Source organism: Streptomyces sp. NPDC000345 (assembly GCF_042898825.1).
In the GTDB taxonomy this organism is placed as follows: Bacteria; Actinomycetota; Actinomycetes; order Streptomycetales; family Streptomycetaceae; genus Streptomyces.
Genome location: NZ_JBIAZE010000010.1, coordinates 108,457 through 125,422 on the forward strand (window position 1 = coordinate 108,457; position 16,966 = coordinate 125,422).

The 16,966-nt window shown below is 71.5% G+C and carries 14 protein-coding genes; 4 read left to right on the forward strand and 10 right to left on the reverse strand.

Annotation, left to right across the window (positions count from 1 at the left end):
• Positions 1 to 72: 72 nt before the first annotated feature.
• Genes ACFY30_RS24410 through atzF form a run of 4 tightly spaced genes read left to right on the forward strand, consistent with a single transcriptional unit; the run spans position 73 to position 6,675 of the window.
• A complete protein-coding gene (locus ACFY30_RS24410) occupies positions 73 to 897 on the forward strand; it encodes an urea amidolyase associated protein UAAP1 (RefSeq protein ID WP_390847257.1) in 825 nt (274 codons plus the stop codon).
• A complete protein-coding gene (locus ACFY30_RS24415; RefSeq protein ID WP_390847258.1) occupies positions 894 to 1,493 on the forward strand; it encodes an urea amidolyase associated protein UAAP2 in 600 nt (199 codons plus the stop codon). Before ACFY30_RS24410 ends, ACFY30_RS24415 begins: the two co-directional genes overlap by 4 nt.
• Complete coding sequence (locus ACFY30_RS24420) at positions 1,490 to 4,996, forward strand: 5-oxoprolinase/urea amidolyase family protein (protein WP_390847259.1); 3,507 nt, start codon at positions 1,490 to 1,492, stop codon at positions 4,994 to 4,996. The genes ACFY30_RS24415 and ACFY30_RS24420 overlap by 4 nt, the downstream gene beginning before the upstream one ends.
• Positions 4,997 to 5,010: 14 nt before the next feature.
• Positions 5,011 to 6,675: an allophanate hydrolase gene (gene atzF, locus ACFY30_RS24425; RefSeq protein ID WP_390847260.1), complete on the forward strand. Its 1,665-nt coding sequence runs from the start codon at positions 5,011 to 5,013 to the stop codon at positions 6,673 to 6,675.
• 85 nt (positions 6,676 to 6,760) lie between these two features.
• On the opposite strand, the gene ACFY30_RS24430 is transcribed toward atzF, so the two are convergent.
• From ACFY30_RS24430 to pafA, 10 genes are all read right to left on the reverse strand, one after another.
• Entirely contained in the window at positions 6,761 to 9,616 is a 2,856-nt protein-coding gene (locus tag ACFY30_RS24430; protein ID WP_390847261.1) for a DEAD/DEAH box helicase, read from the reverse strand.
• A 109-nt stretch (positions 9,617 to 9,725) separates the two neighbouring features.
• On the reverse strand, positions 9,726 to 10,670 hold the full coding sequence (tatC, locus tag ACFY30_RS24435; RefSeq protein WP_390847263.1) for a twin-arginine translocase subunit TatC: 945 nt from the start codon (positions 10,668 to 10,670) through the stop codon (positions 9,726 to 9,728).
• A 47-nt stretch (positions 10,671 to 10,717) separates the two neighbouring features.
• Positions 10,718 to 11,005: a Sec-independent protein translocase subunit TatA gene (gene tatA, locus ACFY30_RS24440; RefSeq protein WP_390847264.1), complete on the reverse strand. Its 288-nt coding sequence runs from the start codon at positions 11,003 to 11,005 to the stop codon at positions 10,718 to 10,720.
• A 285-nt stretch (positions 11,006 to 11,290) separates the two neighbouring features.
• Complete coding sequence (locus ACFY30_RS24445) at positions 11,291 to 11,485, reverse strand: hypothetical protein (RefSeq protein ID WP_390847265.1); 195 nt, start codon at positions 11,483 to 11,485, stop codon at positions 11,291 to 11,293.
• A gap of 20 nt (positions 11,486 to 11,505) precedes the next feature.
• Positions 11,506 to 11,796 (reverse strand): hypothetical protein, encoded by a 291-nt coding sequence (locus ACFY30_RS24450; RefSeq protein WP_390660784.1) that lies wholly within the window; start codon positions 11,794 to 11,796, stop codon positions 11,506 to 11,508.
• Complete coding sequence (locus ACFY30_RS24455; protein ID WP_390847266.1) at positions 11,793 to 12,884, reverse strand: helix-turn-helix transcriptional regulator; 1,092 nt, start codon at positions 12,882 to 12,884, stop codon at positions 11,793 to 11,795. The genes ACFY30_RS24450 and ACFY30_RS24455 overlap by 4 nt, the downstream gene beginning before the upstream one ends.
• 19 nt (positions 12,885 to 12,903) lie before the next feature.
• Entirely contained in the window at positions 12,904 to 13,905 is a 1,002-nt protein-coding gene (locus ACFY30_RS24460) for a helix-turn-helix transcriptional regulator (protein ID WP_390660782.1), read from the reverse strand.
• 129 nt (positions 13,906 to 14,034) lie between these two features.
• Positions 14,035 to 14,406 carry an FKBP-type peptidyl-prolyl cis-trans isomerase gene (locus ACFY30_RS24465; protein ID WP_390660781.1) on the reverse strand — a complete coding sequence of 124 codons (372 nt, stop codon included), beginning with the start codon at positions 14,404 to 14,406 and terminating at the stop codon, positions 14,035 to 14,037.
• Positions 14,407 to 14,466: 60 nt separating this feature from the next.
• Positions 14,467 to 15,471 (reverse strand): FKBP-type peptidyl-prolyl cis-trans isomerase, encoded by a 1,005-nt coding sequence (locus ACFY30_RS24470; RefSeq protein WP_390847267.1) that lies wholly within the window; start codon positions 15,469 to 15,471, stop codon positions 14,467 to 14,469.
• 127 nt (positions 15,472 to 15,598) lie between these two features.
• Complete coding sequence (gene pafA / locus ACFY30_RS24475) at positions 15,599 to 16,960, reverse strand: Pup--protein ligase (protein ID WP_390660779.1); 1,362 nt, start codon at positions 16,958 to 16,960, stop codon at positions 15,599 to 15,601.
• Positions 16,961 to 16,966: the final 6 nt, after the last annotated feature.

Consider the following 16,966-nt stretch of genomic DNA (forward strand, 5'->3'; position numbering starts at 1 on the left):
TTCTGTCGGGCGACAGAAATTCGATCACCCCGGAAAGACCCGACCGGAAAACCACAGTTGCGGAGGTCCGCGATGGCGACAGCGACCACCTACGGGGCACGCGCCCACGCCCGCGCCCAGGAAGGCGCCCGCGCCGAGGCCATGCCCGTCGTCCCGGCGGCCGACTGGCCGGCCCCGCCCTGCGAGGCGGGCCACCTGGTGTGGGCCGAGACCGTGGCGGGCGGCAACTACACCCACCGCGTCCTCGCCCGGGGCACCGAGCTGCGCCTGACCGACCTGCGCGGCGACGCCTGCGCCCACCTGCTGCTGTACGCGGACGGCCGACCCTGGGAACGGCTGAACGTCGCCGACACGGTCAAGGTCCAGTGGAACGCCTACCTCGGCGAGGGCGTACTGCTCCTGTCCGACCAGGGCCGGGTCCTCGCCTCCGTCGTCGCCGACAGCTCAGGGCGGCACGACGCGCTGTGCGGCACCTCCACCCTCGTGCACAACACCGAGCGCTACGGCGACGGCACCCCGCAGGGCCCCTCCCCCGCCGGACGCGAGCTGTTCATCCTGGCCGCCGCCAAGAACGGCCTGGAACCCCGCGATCTGCCGCCCTCCCTCTCCTTCTTCCAGGGCGTGGAGATCCGCGACGACGGCACCCTCGACTACACCGGCTCCGCCGGACCCGGCGGCAGCGTCACCCTGCGCGCCGAACAGGACGTCACCGTCCTGATCGCCAACGTGCCACACCCGTGCGACCCCCGCCCCGACTACGTCAGCACCCCGCTGGAGGTGCTCGCCTGGCGGGCGGCGCCCACCCGGCCGGGCGACCCGCTGTGGGACGCCACCCCCGAGGGCCGCCGCGCCTTCCTCAACACCGCCGAATTCCTCACCGCGAGGGGGCTCGCATGAAGACCGTCGTCCCGGCCCGCGCCGCCTGGTCCTCGACCGTCCGCGAGGGCGAGACGCTCACCATCACCGACCTGCACGGCAACCAGGCCGTCGACTTCCTCGCCTACGACGCCCACGACACCTCCGTCCGCTACAGCGCCCCCGACACGATCCAGGCCCAGGGCGGCATCTTCCTCACCACGGGCAGTGTGCTGATGTCCAACGAGCACACCCCGCTGATGACGGTGACCGCCGACGCCGTGGGCCGCCACGACACCGTCGGCGGCGCCTGCTCCAAGGAGTCCAACACCCTGCGCTACGGCCACCACACCCACGCGCAGCACGCGTGCGTGGACAACTTCCTCGCCGAGGGCGCACGGTACGGACTCGGCAAACGGGACCTCGTCTCCAACATCAACTGGTACATGAACGTGCCCGTCGAGAAGGACGGCACCCTCGGCATCGTCGACGGCCTGTCCGCCCCCGGCCTCGCCCTCACCCTGCGCGCCGAACGCGACGTGCTCGTCCTCGTCTCCAACTGCCCCCAGATCAACAACCCCTGCAACGGCTTCGAGCCGACCGCGGTGGCGATGACGGTCAGCGGGGCGGACGCATGACCTTCGACACGCTGCTGGTCGCCAACCGCGGCGAGATCGCCGTCCGCATCCTGCGCACCGCCCGCGAACTGGGCCTGCGCACGGTCGCGGTGTACTCCGACCCCGACCGCTCGGCCCCCCACGTCCGGCTCGCCGACGAGGCGGTACGGCTCGGCCCCGCGCCCGCGAAGGAGTCGTACCTCGACGCCGACCTCGTCCTGAAGGCGGCCAAGGACACCGGCGCGGGCGCCGTCCACCCCGGCTACGGCTTCCTCTCGGAGGACGCGTCCTTCGCCCGCCGCTGCGCCGACGCCGGGATCGTGTTCGTCGGCCCGACACCCGAGCAGCTGGAGCTGTTCGGCGCCAAGCACACCGCCAGGGCGGCGGCCGAGGCGGCGGGGGTGCCTCTGGCGCCGGGCACGGGGCTGCTGTCGGGGCTGGCCGAAGCACTCGAGAAGGCCCAGGTCATCGGCTATCCGGTCATGCTGAAGGCCACGGGCGGAGGCGGCGGGATCGGCATGTCAGCCTGCCGCTCCCCGCAGGACCTCACCGACGCCTGGGAACGCGTCCAGCGTGTCGCCGCCGCCTCCTTCTCCTCCGCCGGAGTCTTCCTCGAACGGCTCGTGGAGCACGCCCGCCATGTCGAGGTCCAGGTGTTCGGCGACGGCGAGGGCAAGGTCGTCACCCTCGGCGACCGCGACTGCTCGCTCCAGCGCCGCAACCAGAAGGTCCTCGAGGAGGCCCCGGCGCCCAACCTGCCCGACCACGTACGGCGCCGACTGGCCACGGCGGCACATGACTTGTGCGCCTCCGTCGGCTACCGCTCGGCCGGCACCGTCGAGTTCGTCTACGACGCCGCCCGCCGGGAGGCGAGCTTCCTGGAGGTCAACACCCGTCTGCAGGTGGAGCATCCGGTCACCGAGGAGATCTACGGCGTCGACCTCGTCGCCTGGATGCTGCGCCTGGCGCGCGGCGAGCGGGACGTCGTACGCGACCCGGGACCGCCGCGCGGGCACGCCGTCGAGGCCCGCCTGTACGCCGAGGACCCCAGCCGCGGCCACCGGCCCGGCGCGGGCCTGCTGACCCGGGTCGAGTTCCCCGGCGGGGTGCGCGTGGACGGCTGGGTGGAGACCGGCACCGAGGTGACGACGTCGTACGACCCGATGCTCGCGAAGGTCGTCGCGTACGGCACGGACCGCGCCCATGCGCTGCGCCGGCTGGACGAGGCGCTGGCCCGCACCCGTGTCGACGGCATCGAGACGAATCTGGGCCTGGTGCGGGCGGCGCTCGCGGACCCCCGTTTCGTCACGGCGGCCCACTCGACGGCCACCCTCGCCACGATCGGCGATCCGACCCCGCGCATCGAGGTCGTCTCCGGCGGCACCCTCACCACGGTGCAGGACTGGCCGGGCCGCACCGGCCACTGGCAGGTCGGGGTCCCGCCCTCCGGCCCCATGGACGACCGCTCCTTCCGGCTCGGCAACCGGGCCCTCGGCAACCCCGAGGGCGCCCCCGGCCTGGAGTGCACCCTCCACGGGCCGGCCCTGCGCTTCAGCCACGCCACCACGGTGTGTGTGACGGGCGCGCCGGCCCCGGTCACCGTGGACGGCACCGCGGTGGCGCAGTGGGAGCCGGTGACGGTCCCGGCGGGAGCCGTGCTGGAGGTCGGTGCACCGCTGGAACACGGCCTGCGCACCTATGTCCTGTTCGCGGGCGGCCTGGACGTCCCCGCGTTCCTGGGCAGCGCGAGCACCTTCACACCGGGCCGCTTCGGCGGCCACGGCGGACGGGCGCTGCGGACCGGGGACGTACTGCACGGCGGCACGGTCACGGACGGCGCCCGGGTCGCGAACCGCCCGTCCTTCTCCTCCGTCTGGCACATCGGCGCGGTCGAGGGCCCGCACGCGGCACCGGAGTTCTTCACCGAGGAGGACATCCGCGACTTCTACGCCGCCGACTGGAAGGTCCACTTCAACTCGGCCCGCACCGGTGTGCGCCTGGTCGGGCCCAAGCCGCGCTGGGCGCGCACCGACGGCGGCGAGGCGGGCCTGCACCCCTCCAACATCCACGACACGCCGTACTCCGTCGGCGCCGTCGACTACACCGGTGACATGCCGGTGCTGCTCGGTCCGGACGGCCCCTCGCTCGGCGGGTTCGTCTGCCCGGCGACCGTGCTGAGCTCCGAGCGCTGGAAGCTGGGCCAGTTGCGGCCGGGCGACACGGTCCGCTTCCGGCCGGTGGACGTGGACGGCGTGCCGCGTCCCGAGATCGTGGACGGGGGCGTGCTCGCACGGGACGGCGACGTCACGTTCCGCCGCAGCGGCGACGACAACCTGCTGGTCGAGTTCGGCCCGATGCAGCTGGACCTGGCCCTGCGGATGCGGGTGCACGCCCTGATGGAGTCGGTGTCCCAGGCCGGACCCGAGGGTGTCACCGACCTCACCCCCGGCATCCGCTCCCTCCAGATCCAGGCGGATCCGGTACGGCTCCCCCCACACGAACTCCTCGCGACCGTGCGGGAGATGGTGCGGTCCCTGCCGCCCACGGACGAACTGGTCGTCCCCTCACGCACCGTGCACCTGCCCCTGTCCTGGGACGATCCGGCGACCCGCGAGGCGATCGCCCGCTACATGGCGGGGGTCCGCGAGGACGCGCCGTGGTGCCCGTGGAACATCGAGTTCATCCGCCGGGTCAACGGCCTGGACTCGGTCGCGGACGTCTACGACACGGTGTTCGCCGCGGAGTACCTGGTCCTGGGCCTCGGCGACGTCTACCTGGGCGCCCCGGTGGCCACCCCGCTCGACCCCCGCCACCGCCTCGTGACCACGAAGTACAACCCCGCGCGCACCTGGACTGCGGAGAACTCGGTCGGCATCGGCGGGGCGTACCTGTGCGTCTACGGCATGGAGGGCCCCGGCGGCTACCAGTTCGTGGGCCGGACGACGCAGGTGTGGTCGCCGTGGCAGCAGCGCGGGGCGTTCGAGCCGGGCTCGCCCTGGCTGCTGCGCTTCTTCGACCGGATCCGCTGGTACCCGGTCGACGCCGACGAACTCCTCGGCCTGCGCGCCGACATCATCTCCGGCCGCTTCGTCCCGCGCATCGAGGAGGGCACCTTCTCGCTGGCGGAGTACCGGTCGTTCCTCGCCGAGCACGCCGACTCCACCGCCGTGTTCAGGCGGCGCCAGCAGTCCGCGTTCGCTGCGGAGCGGGACGCCTGGGAGGCGGCGGGCGAGTTCACGCGCGCACAGGCCGCGGCGGCGCCGCACGCCCCGCCGGCCGAGGTGACGGTCCCGGCGGGCGGACGCCTGGTCGAGGCCGAGTACGCCGCGTCCGTATGGCAGGTGAACGTGTCGCCGGGTGACCAGGTAGAGGCGGGACAGCCGCTGCTCGCGCTGGAGGCGATGAAGATGGAGTCCCGGGTGCACGCGCCGATCACCGGCGTGGTGGCGGAGGTCCTGGCCGGGCCGGGCGACCAGGTGGAGGCGGGGACGGCGCTGGTCGTCCTGGCCCCGGCCGCGAGCTGAGAGAGGAACCGCGCATGTCCACGTCCACCGAAGGCTCCACCACCCTCTCCCGGGTCCGCGCCGCCTACGCCCGCATCGAGGCCGTGGACCGTCCCGAGATCTGGATCGACCTGCGCGCCCGTCAGGAGGTGGAGGCTCAGGCGCGGGCGATCGACGAGCGCGTGGCCGACGGGGTCGACCTCCCGCTCGCCGGCCGTCTCTTCGCCGTCAAGGGCAACATCGACGTGGCGGGCCTGCCCACGACGGCGGGCTGCCCCGCCTACGCCTACCACCCCGCCGCCGACGCCCCCGTGGTCGCCGGACTGCGCGCGGCGGGCGCCCTGCTGCTGGGCACGACCAATCTGGACCAGTTCGCCACCGGCCTGGTGGGCACCCGCTCCCCGCACGGCGCGGTCCGCAACGCCGTCGATCCGGCGCGGATCAGCGGCGGCTCCAGTTCCGGCTCGGCCGTCGCGGTGGCCCTCGGCATCGTCGACTTCGCGCTCGGTACGGACACGGCGGGCTCGGGCCGGGTCCCGGCCGCCTTCAACGGCATCGTCGGCCTCAAGCCCACCCGTGGTCTGGTCCCGACGGAGGGTGTCGTGCCGGCCTGCGCCTCGCTGGACTGTGTGACCGTGTTCGCCCGCACCCTCCCGGAGGCCGAGCAGGCGCTGGCCCACATGACCACCGGCGCCGCCCCGGCCCTCCCCGGGCGTCCCGGCGGCCCCTGGCGGGTCGCGGTCCCGCCGCCCGACCAGCTCGGCGCGCTGGACGAGGGCTGGGGGCAGGCCTACGAGGCGGCGGTACGGCGGCTCGCGGCGGCCGGGGCGGAGATCCGCCCGATCGACCTCACTCCGTTCACCGAGGCGGCGGCGATGCTCTACGAGGGCGCGTTCGTCGCCGAGCGCTACACCGCGGTGGGGAGCTTTGTCGACAAGTTGATCGAAGAGGGCGGTGAGGGCCTGGATCCCACGGTCGCCGGCATCATCGCCCGCGCCCGTGACATCCCGGCCCACCGGCTCTTCGCGGACCAGGACCGGCTGGCCGTCCTGCGCGGCCGCGCCCGGTCGGAACTCGGCGACGCGGACGCGCTGCTCCTGCCGACCGCCCCCGGCCATCCCACCCTGGAGGAGGTCGCCGCCGACCCCCTGGGCGCCAACGCCCGCCTGGGCCGCTTCACCAACTCCACCAACCTCTTCGACCTGGCGGCGGTGGCCGCCCCGGCCGGCGAGGTGAACGGCCTGCCCTTCGGCGTGATGCTGATCGGTCCGGCGTACACCGATGAGCGGCTGGCGCGGATCGCGGCCCTGCTGCGGCCTGCGGCCCAGGTGGCCGTCGTGGGCGCCCATCTGACGGGCGGGCCCCTGAACCCGCAGCTTCTGTCCCTGGGCGCCGTACTGGACCGCACCACCACGACCGCCCCGGTCTACCGGCTGCACGCCCTGCGCACGACCCCGCCGAAGCCGGGCCTGGAGCACGTCGGCGAGGGCGGCGCGGCGATCGAGGCGGAGGTGTGGCGCCTACCGGCGGAGGGCCTGGGCCGCCTGCTGTCGTCGCTGCCCCGCCCGATGGCTCTGGGGAGCGTGGAACTGGCGGACGGAACCAGCGTCCCGGGCTTCCTGTGCGAGCCGGGCGCACTGAGGGAAGCCGAGGACATCACGGCGTACGGAGGCTGGCGCGCCTGTCTGGACGAGGGGTAGGACACGTCACCGAGGGGCGCGGGGGGTGCGGCTCCGCCGCGGGGGCGCGACCCGCCCCCTCTCCCCGCACCCGCCGGACGACAGCTCACCCCACGGACGAGTAGGCGACGACACCCCGCAGCAACTGATCGACCGCCTTGCGCGCGGCCTTCGCCACCGTGGAGCCCTCCGCGGGAGACGCCGCGGAGATCTGGCCGAGCACGTCGATGACCTGCTTGCACCACCGCACGAAGTCCCCGGCCGGCATCTCCACCTCCCGCAGCACCTCGTCGAGCCCCTTGCCGGAGGCCCACATGTACGCGGCCCAGGCGAACCCGAGATCGGGCTCACGCTGCCCGACCCCCTCGGTCTGGCTGATCCGGAAGTCCTCCTCCAGGGCGTCGAGCCGCCCCCAGATCCGGACCATCTCCCCGAGCGCGGCCTTGGCCTTGCCGGCGGGCAGCTTCGGTGCCATCGCGTCGTCCCCGACCCGGGACTCGTAGACCAACGCCGAGACGCAGGCGGCCAGTTCGGCCGGGGCTAGCCCCTCCCAGACGCCCGCGCGCAGGCATTCGCTGGCCAGCAGATCGAGTTCGCCGTAGAGCCGGGCCAGCCGCTTGCCGTGCTCGGTGACCTCGTCGGCGCGCAGATAGTCGAGCTCGGTCAGCAGCGCCACGATCCGGTCGAACGTACGGGCGATGGTGTTCGTGCGTCCCTCGATGCGCCGCTCCAGCTGCGAGGTGTCCCGCAGCAGCCGGTGGTAGCGCTCGGCCCAGCGGGCGTGATCCTCACGCTCGTCGCACCCATGGCAGGGATGCGCGCGGATCGCCGTCCGCAGCCGGGCGATCTCCCGGTCGTCGGCGGCCTGGGACCGCTTCTTGCGGGCCCGCTCCGGCGGGATGTGCCCGGCCTTCGTACGCAGCGCGGACGCCAGATCCCGACGCGACTGCGGCGAACGCGGGTTGAACGACTTCGGGATCCGCATCCGCTCCAGCGCCTCGACCGGCACCGGGAAGTCCATCGACGCCAGCCGCTTGACCTGCCGTTCCGCCGTCAGCACCAGCGGGCGCGGCCCGTCGTGCGCCTCGAAGCCGCGGTGGCCGTTGGCCCGCCCGGCGGGCAGGCCCGGGTCCAGCACCAGGGCCAGACCGGCGTACTTGCCGGTGGGCACGTGGATGACGTCCCCCGGCTTCAGCTTCTCCAGCGCGACGGCGGCCTCGGCGCGCCGCTGCGCGGCGCCCTGGCGGGCCAGGTCGGTCTCACGGTCCTTCAGCTCGCGGCGCAGGCGCGCGTACTCCTCGAAGTCGCCGAGGTGGCAGGTCATGGAGGCCTTGTAGCCCTCCAGTCCCTCCTCGTTGCGCTGCACCTGCCGGGAGATCCCGACGACCGAGCGGTCCGCCTGGAACTGTGCGAACGAGGTCTCCAGCAGTTCCCGGGAGCGGTGCCGCCCGAACTGTTCGACCAGGTTGACCGCCATGTTGTACGACGGCTTGAAGCTGGAGCGCAGCGGGTACGTACGGGTGCCCGCGAGCCCGGCGAGGTGGTCGGGGTTCATGGCGCGCTGCCACAGCACCACCGCATGGCCCTCGACGTCGATGCCGCGCCGGCCGGCGCGCCCGGTGAGCTGGGTGTACTCGCCGGGGGTGATGTCGGCGTGCTGCTCGCCGTTCCACTTGACGAGCTTCTCCAGCACCACGGAGCGCGCGGGCATGTTGATGCCCAGCGCCAGCGTCTCGGTGGCGAACACGGCCTTGACGAGGCCGCGCACGAACAGTTCCTCGACGACCTCCTTGAACGTCGGCAGCATGCCCGCGTGGTGGGCGGCGATACCGCGCTCCAGGCCCTCCAGCCACTCGTAGTAGCCGAGGACGTGCAGGTCCTCGCGCGGGATCGCGGCCGTGCGCTCCTCGACGAGGGAACGGACCTCCGCCCGCGCCTCCTCGTCGTTGAGCCGCAGCCCGGCGTACAGGCACTGCTGGACGGCGGCCTCGCAGGCGGCGCGGCTGAAGATGAAGGTGATGGCGGGCAGCAGGCCCTCGGCGTCGAGGCGCTCGATGACCTCGGGCCGCCCGGGCGTCCACACCCGGGACCGCTGGCGCCGCTCCCGCTCCCGGTCGGCCTCGCGCAGGGTGTTGCGGCCGCGCCTGCGGTCCTGGTACGAGGGGCGGCTGGCCTCCATACGGGCCAGGCGGGTGAGGTCGGGGTTGACGGCCCTGCGGTGGCCCTCGCCCTCCTCGAACAGGTCGTACATCCGCCGCCCGGCGAGGACGTGCTGGAACAGCGGCACGGGCCGGTGCTCGGAGACGATCACCTCGGTGTCCCCGCGGACGGTGTCCAGCCAGTCGCCGAACTCCTCGGCGTTGGACACGGTCGCGGACAGCGAGACCAGGGTGACCGACTCGGGAAGATGGATGATCACTTCCTCCCACACGGCGCCCCGGAAGCGGTCGGAGAGGTAGTGCACCTCGTCCATCACCACGTATCCGAGGCCGAGGAGGGTCTGCGAGCCGGCGTACAGCATGTTCCGCAGGACCTCGGTGGTCATCACGACCACGGGGGCGTCGGAGTTGACGCTGTTGTCGCCGGTGAGCAGGCCGACCTTCTCGGTGCCGTAACGACGGCACAGGTCGGAGTACTTCTGGTTCGACAGCGCCTTGATGGGGGTCGTGTAGAAGCACTTCTTGCCCTGCTGGAGGGCGAGGTGGACGGCGAACTCGCCCACGATCGTCTTGCCCGAGCCGGTGGGGGCGGCCACCAGCACGCCCTTGCCCGCCTCGAGTGCCTGACACGCCTCGATCTGGAAGGGGTCGAGCCCGAAGTCGTACATCTCGCGGAAGGAAGCGAGCGCGGTGGCCTGCTCAGCGGCACGCCTGCGCGCCGCCGCGTACCGCTCGGCCGGTGAGAGGTCCTCTGTCATCGTGCTTTCCACCGTACCGGGAGCCACTGACAACAGGACGATCATTATCCGGATCGGGGCCGGTGAAACCTGTGATCGCGCAGTTCAGGGGCGAAGACGAAGACGGCCGGCTGCGCTGCGTGAGCGCCCCGGCCGTATCCGTTCACACCCTGGATCAGGTCACGTCGTCGTACCCGTTGACCCGCTCCGTGGTCGCCTGCTCCGGCAGGGCGCGCGAGGCGGAGACCGACTCGACCTCGCCGATGTCCTCGGGGGTCAGGTCCAGCTCGGAGGCCTCGTCGTCGGCGGGGCCCAAGGCGTCGCGACGGCGCTTGCGGCGGTCGTTCAGCAGGGAGAACGCGGTCGCGCAGAAGTAGAGGATCCAGATGGGTCCGGCGAGCGCGAGCATGGTGAGCGGGTCGGTGCTGGGCGTGGCCACGGCCGCGAAGACCGTGATGCCGATGATCATGGCCCGCCACCAGCCGAGCATGCGCTGACCGGTCAGCACCCCCGTCAGGTTGAGCATGACCAGCAGCAGCGGCAGCTCGAAGGACAGACCGAACACGAGCACCATGCGGACGATCAGGTCCAGCAGATCGTCCAGCGGCAGCTGGTTGTCCAGGTCCGCCGGAGAGAACTCCAGGAGCACCTTCGCCATCGTCGGCAGCGTCTTGTACGCGAAGAAGGCACCGCCGATGAACAGCGGGACGCCCGTCCCGACGAAGGCATAGGCGTACTTGCGCTCGTGCTTGTGCAGGCCGGGCGCGACGAAGGCCCACAGCTGGTAGAGCCACACGGGCGACGCGAAGATCACACCCGCCATCAGGGAGACCTTGAGGGCGAGGGTGAAGGGGGTGAGCAGACCGTTCAGGACGATGCGGGCGCAGGTGCCGCTGCGTTGCTGCGCCAGCTCGGAGAAGGTCGAGTCACACCCCACCGCGTTCAGAATCGGGTTCGTGAAGAACTCGATGATGTCCTTGTAGAAGAAAGCGGCGACGATCGTCACAAGAACAATGGCCAGCATCGCCTTGGCGAGCCGGTTACGCAGCTCACGCAGGTGATCCGCGAGGGGCATCCGCCCCTCGGGGTCCTTCTCCTGCTTGCGGGCAGACTTCAGCAACCCACGTTCCCATCTCGTGCGGCGGGCCGGAGGTCACCGGCCCTGCGTCAGCGCTTGGTCGTGTCCGTCGGCTCGGTGACCGGGCGGGAGCTGGTCACATCGCCGGGGGCGGCCTGGATGGTGCGCTGCGCGGGGGGCTGCTCGCCGTTGTTCGGCGGGCCCGCCGGGGTGGCGGTGCTGCTGCCCTCTTCCTTCATCGCCTTGGCCTCGCTCTTGAGGATGCGCGCGGACTTGCCGAGCGAGCGGGCCATGTCCGGAAGCTTCTTCGCGCCGAACAGCAGGATGATGACGACGAGGATGAGAATGATCTCGGGAGCGCCGAGCCTTCCGAACATAAGTCTTTACCTTCTCACCGAGGCGGCTGGGTGGGGGTGCTGCGTCCGACCGGTCGGACAAGTGTCCGAACGATCGTGCTGGCAGCGATCGTAACGCTCAGGGGTAAACGTGAGGCAATCCCCGTGCGTACTCCCGGTCCGCGGTCCGGGCCTCGTTCTCCGGGCCGCGATCAGCAGCGTACCCGTCCGCACCGCCGGGGCGGGAGGGCGAAGTGGTCCAAAACGCATGAGGCGCCCGACTCACAGAAGCGCCACAGCCCCGCGCAAGGGTCACCACAGCGCCGCTCACAGCGAGTCGACAGCACGGGCCGCGCTCAGCGACGCCCGCTCGAGGTCCTCGGCGGCCCGGTTGATACGGCGGGCGGACTCCGCGACCTGCAGGCCCAGCCGCCGCGCCTCCAGAAAGACCCGGACGGCGAACACCGCGAGGACGGCGAGACCCACGAAACCCACGGCTACCGCGAACATCGGCCAGAACATGACGCCGAGCCTAGACCCTGCTACGGCGTGTGCAGGCGCAGGGTCCGCACCCCGCCGCCGGTGAGGAGCTCCACGATCCGCTCCCCCGCCGGCTTGCGGACGGCCGCGCCGCAGTCGGGGCAGGTGAACGAGTAGAAGGTGGTACGGCTGGTGGCGCCGATGGCCAGCCGCAGGGCACCGGCGGTGAGCTCGAAGCGGCCGCGGCAGTCCGGGCACCCGGCCCTGAACATCACGGGGGCCACGCTCCGCATGCCCGCGAACGCCGAGGCCACCGAGATGCCCCGCGCACCGGACGTCACCGACTCGCTCACAGCTGCTCCCGCCCGTCGAACTGCCCGTCGATCCGCCTGTCGTCCCGCTGCCCGTCCCGCTGTCCGGCGCCGGAAGCCGGCGGCCCGCCGGCCACTCCCTGCGCCTCGACCCCGTCGTACGCCGCCAGCGCCTCGCGGGCGGCCCGCCGGGCGCTGTCGGCGAGGTCCGGCGGCGAGACGATCCGGCCGTCGCGTCCGAGCCGCAGCGCCAGCCGCCTCAGCGAGGCCGGGTCGGGCGTGCGCAGAGTGATACGCAGCCCGCCGTCGGGAAGCTCATCGGCACTGTCGTGCGGGTAGTACTCGGCGACCCAGCGGCCGCCGGGACCGACCTCGACGACGACCTCCGGGTCCTCGGCGGCCGGCTGCACCAGCGCCTCCGACAGATCCCGCAGCTCGATCTCGGGCGGCGCCGACGGCTCGTCGAGAATGCGGATCTCGGCGACCCGGTCCAGCCGGAAGGTCCGCCGGGCCTCGGACCGGCGGCACCAGGCCTCCACATACGTGTGCCCGACGCTGACCAGGCGGATGGGGTCGATCTCGCGCTCGGTGACCTCGTCGCGCGCGGGCGAGTAGTAGCGGATCCACAGCCGCCGGCGCTCGGAGATGGCCCGGTCGACGTCGGCGAAGACCCCTCCCTCGGACTCGAACGTCACCGACAGCCGCGAGCTGGCCCCGGCCGCCTCGCCCGCGGCGGTCTCCACCTTGGCCGTCGCCCGCAGCAGCGCCTGCCGGTCGCCCTCGCGCAGCCCCGGCAGCGTGGCCACCGCGCGGGCGGCCACCAGCAGCGCGGTCGCCTCGTCCGCGGCGAGCCGCAGCGGCTCGGCGGCCTCCGCGCCGAGGGCGGCCGGGTTGTGCCACCAGATGCGCTCGCCGTCGGTGTCGATGTCGAGGAGATCCCCGCCGCGGAAGCTGGTGCCGCACATGGGCAGCACGTCGAGGTCCGAGACCAGCTCGTCCTCGGTGATGCCGAAGGCGCGCGCCACGTCCTCGATCCGCGCCCCGGGACGCTCCCTGAGATAGGTCACCAGAGAGAGCATCCGCCGCGTCTGGTCGATCGCGTTCGCCGGCCTGACCGGTTTGCCTGCCACTGTCTTGCTCCGCTCCCCCTCAGCCCTTGGCCACGGCCCGTAGCCGGTCCACGACGTCCGCCCGCAGTTCGGCGGGCTCCAGGACCACCACGTCCGGCCCGAACTCCACCAGCCAGGCGTCCAGCCCGTGCCCGTACGGAATCTCCAACTCGTCCCAGCCGTCACCGAGTTCCCGCACCGCGGTGGCCTTCGCCCGCAGGGGGTACCCGGCACCGGCGCGCAGCCGGATCAGCGCGCTGCGGTCGGCGGTCTCCCCCGCCCAGCTCGCGACGGTCTCCCGGACGGTGACCACGTCGGGGACGGGCGCGGTGAAGCTCGCGCCGCGCGAGCGCACCTTCCCGGTGATCCGCGACAGCCGGAACACCCGCTCGGCACCCCGGTCCCGGTCGAAGCCCGCCAGATACCAGTGGCCGCGCCAGCACTCCAGGGCCCACGGCTCGACGTGCCGGGTCTCGGGACGGGCGGCGGTGGCCTTGCGGTAGTCGAACACGACCGGCCGGCGGTCGCGGCAGGCCAGCATCAGCGGCTCGAACGCCGCCTCGTGCACCGGGATCCGCGGCTCCAGCGCGCCGTGCGCGCCGTACGGGTCCACGTCCTCGGGCAGGCCGGCCGCGCGCAGCTTCTGCAGGGCGCCGCTGGCCGCGCCCGCGAGACGGGCCTGCTGCCACACCTTGGCGGCCAGGCCCAGGGCGGCCGCCTCCTCGGCATCCAGAGTGATCGGCGGCAGACGGTTGCTGTCCCGGCGGGCCAGATAACCGATCTCGCCGTCCAGGCTCTCCACGGTCTCGATGACCAGGCCGAGCTCGCGCAGATCGTCCTTGTCCCGCTCGAACATCCGGTTGAAGGAGTCGTCCGAACCGGCCGCACCCTGATCCGGCCTGGCGCTCACCCCCCGGCCCGGCCTCGAGGCCTCGACATAGGCCTCGATGGAATCGCGCAGCTCACGCTTGCTCAGCGGCCTGCGCGTCCCGAGCAGGCACAGCGCGAGGTTCATCAGCCGCTCGGCCTTGGCAATGGCCATCGACGCCCTTCGCCTCCCCTTTTGTGCTTACGATCGACGACCGTACCGCCCCGCGGTCCCCCCGCAAAAGCCGAGGGTCCATGCCCGCGCGGGCATGGACCCCAGGTGGTCGGGACCGGTCTGCGGCGATCAGACGCCGAGCAGGTCCACGACGAAGATCAGCGTCTCACCGGGCTTGATCGCCGGGGTGGGGCTCTGGTTGCCGTAGGCCAGGTGCGCCGGGATGGTCAGCTGGCGGCGGCCGCCCACCTTCATGCCCTGAACGCCCTGGTCCCAGCCCTTGATGACACGGCCGCCACCCAGCGGGAAGCGGAACGGCGTGCCACGGTTCCAGCTGGCGTCGAACTCCTCGCCGGTGCTGAAGGCGACACCCACGTAGTGGACGGTGACGGTCTGACCGGCCTGCGCAACCTCGCCGTCGCCCTCCCAGATGTCCTTGATCTCGAGGTCCGCCGGGGGCTCGCCGCCGGGGAAGTCGATCTCGGGCTTCTCGTTGCTCACGTCACTGCTCCTGCTTGTCTACGGAAAGGCAACACGGACAGTCTTTCATCCCGGAAGGCGTCACGACGCCGCGAGGATGTCCACCACGAACACCATGGTGGAGTCCTTCTCGATGCCGCTGCCACTCGGCGGATTGTCGCCGTAACCCAGCGACGGCGGGATCACCACGAGGACCCGGCTGCCGACCTTCTTGCCGGTCAGACCCTGCGCCCACCCCTTGACGACCTGCTGCAGCGAGAACGACGTCGGCGCGTTGCGGCTGTACGAGGAGTCGAACTCCTTGCCGGTGTCCCAGACGACGCCGACGTACTGCACGACCACCGTGCTGTCCGCCGCGACCTTCGCGCCGTCACCCTCGATCACATAGTTGGCCACCAGCTCCTTCGGCGGGTCCACCTTGGGGATCTTGACGGAAGGCGCCTTCCCGTCGGTGTTCGTGCCGACCGTCGGAAGCTTGGCGTCGTCCTGGGGGACGTCCGTGCCCTTCGCGGAGCTCTTGGAGTTGAACGTGTCCTCCAGGTCCACCACGAACACCAGCGTGTCGGTGCCCTTGATCCCGGCCTGCGACTGGCCCTCCTTGCCGTAACCCCAGGTCGGCGGCACCGAGAACTCCACCCGGCTGCCGACCTTCTTCCCCGTCAGGGCGTAGCGCCAGCCGTCGATGATGCTGCCCTGGGAGAGCTGGATGAACAGCGGCGTCTTGCGGTCGTAGGAGTTGTCGAAGACCTTCGCGGTGTCCCAGATCTGCCCCAGATAGTTCGCCCAGATGAAGTCCTTCTCCGCGACCGTCTGACCACTGCCGGCGATCACCGTCTTCACCGCGAGCTGGTCCGACGGATCACCGCTGCCCTTGGCCACCGTCGGCTTCTCACCGAACTTCACACCCGCCGTGATCGCCGGCAACGGACCGTCCACGATCTTCGGCGGAGGCGCGGCCGACGTCTGGGAAGCCGAGGGCGACGCGGAGTCGCTCGCCTTGCTCGAGTCGGACTTGTCGTCACCGCACGCGGACAGGGTGACCAGTCCGGCGGGTACGGCGGCAAGGAGGAGAGAGCGTCGGCGCACGATGAGGGCCTCGTAATCGGTCGATCTTGTGAAGGGCGTGCGCGCAACTCTACGGCGTGAGAAGGGCGCCGTACGGGAAACGTACGGCGCCCGCGTTGCGTTCCGGGGATCCTCCGGAACGTGCCGCTCACATACCGGCGATCAGCTTCTCCACCCGGTCGTCCACCGAACGGAACGGGTCCTTGCACAACACGGTGCGCTGCGCCTGGTCGTTGAGCTTCAGATGGACCCAGTCCACCGTGAAGTCCCTGCGCTGCTCCTGCGCCCGCCGGATGAAGTCACCGCGCAACCGCGCCCGAGTGGTCTGCGGGGGCACCGACTTGCCCTCGAAGATCTTCAGGTCGTTGCAGATCCGCGCAGCCTGGCCCTTGCGCTCCAGCAGGTAGTACAGACCACGACGACGGTGGATGTCGTGGTAGGCGAGGTCTATCTGCGCCACGCGCGGATGCGACATCGTCATGTTGTGCTTGGCCCGGTACCGCTCGATGAGCTTGTACTTCATCACCCAGTCGATCTCGGTGCCGATCCGGTCGAGATCCTCCGACTCGATCGCGTCCAGCGTGCGGCCCCACAGCTCCAGGACCTGCTCGACCGTTCCCGTACGGATGCCGCGGCGCTCGCAGAAGTCCACGGCCTTCTCGTAGTACTCGCGCTGCACCTCCAGCGCCGACGCCTCACGCCCGCTCGCCAGACGCACCTTGCGCCGGCCCGTGATGTCATGGCTGACCTCGCGGATCGCCCGGATCGGGTTCTCCAGGGTCAGATCCCGCATCACCGTGCCCGCCTCGATCATGCGCAGCACCAGATCGGTCGCGCCGACCTTCAGCAGCATCGTCGTCTCGGACATGTTCGAGTCGCCCACGATGACGTGCAGTCGGCGGTAACGCTCCGCGTCCGCGTGCGGCTCGTCCCGCGTGTTGATGATGGGCCGGGAGCGGGTCGTCGCCGAGGAGACGCCCTCCCAGATGTGCTCCGCCCGCTGGCTGACGCAGTAGACCGCCCCACGGGGCGTCTGCAGCACCTTGCCGGCGCCGCACAGCAGCTGCCGGGTCACCAGGAACGGAATGAGGATGTCCGCGAGCCGGGAGAACTCCCCGTGCCGGGCCACCAGGTAGTTCTCGTGGCAACCATATGAGTTGCCCGCCGAGTCGGTGTTGTTCTTGAAGAGGTAGACGTCGCCCGCGATTCCCTCCTCGTGCAGGCGTCGCTCCGCGTCCACCAGGAGTCCTTCGAGAATGCGCTCGCCGGCCTTGTCGTGGGTGACCAACTCGGTCACGTTGTCACATTCCGGTGTCGCGTATTCCGGATGTGATCCCACGTCGAGATAGAGGCGGGCGCCGTTCCGCAGAAAGACATTGCTGCTACGGCCCCATGACACGACACGGCGGAAGAGGTACCGCGCCACCTCGTCAGGCGACAGGCGGCGCTGTCCCCTGAACGTGCACGTGACGCCGTACTCGTTCTCCAGCCCGAAAATGCGGCGGTCCATGACTGA

Bases quoted from the DNA above. Each gene is read 5' to 3' on its own strand.
- ACFY30_RS24410 (WP_390847257.1), top strand. From the start codon at position 73: ATGGCGACAGCGACCACCTACGGGGCACGCGCCCACGCCCGCGCCCAG.
- ACFY30_RS24415 (WP_390847258.1), top strand. From the start codon at position 894: ATGAAGACCGTCGTCCCGGCCCGCGCCGCCTGGTCCTCGACCGTCCGC.
- ACFY30_RS24420 (WP_390847259.1), top strand. From the start codon at position 1,490: ATGACCTTCGACACGCTGCTGGTCGCCAACCGCGGCGAGATCGCCGTC.
- atzF (WP_390847260.1), top strand. From the start codon at position 5,011: ATGTCCACGTCCACCGAAGGCTCCACCACCCTCTCCCGGGTCCGCGCC.
- ACFY30_RS24430 (WP_390847261.1), bottom strand. From the start codon at position 9,616: ATGATCGTCCTGTTGTCAGTGGCTCCCGGTACGGTGGAAAGCACGATG.
- tatA (WP_390847264.1), bottom strand. From the start codon at position 11,005: ATGTTCGGAAGGCTCGGCGCTCCCGAGATCATTCTCATCCTCGTCGTC.
- ACFY30_RS24445 (WP_390847265.1), bottom strand. From the start codon at position 11,485: ATGTTCTGGCCGATGTTCGCGGTAGCCGTGGGTTTCGTGGGTCTCGCC.
- ACFY30_RS24460 (WP_390660782.1), bottom strand. From the start codon at position 13,905: ATGGCCATTGCCAAGGCCGAGCGGCTGATGAACCTCGCGCTGTGCCTG.
- pafA (WP_390660779.1), bottom strand. From the start codon at position 16,960: ATGGACCGCCGCATTTTCGGGCTGGAGAACGAGTACGGCGTCACGTGC.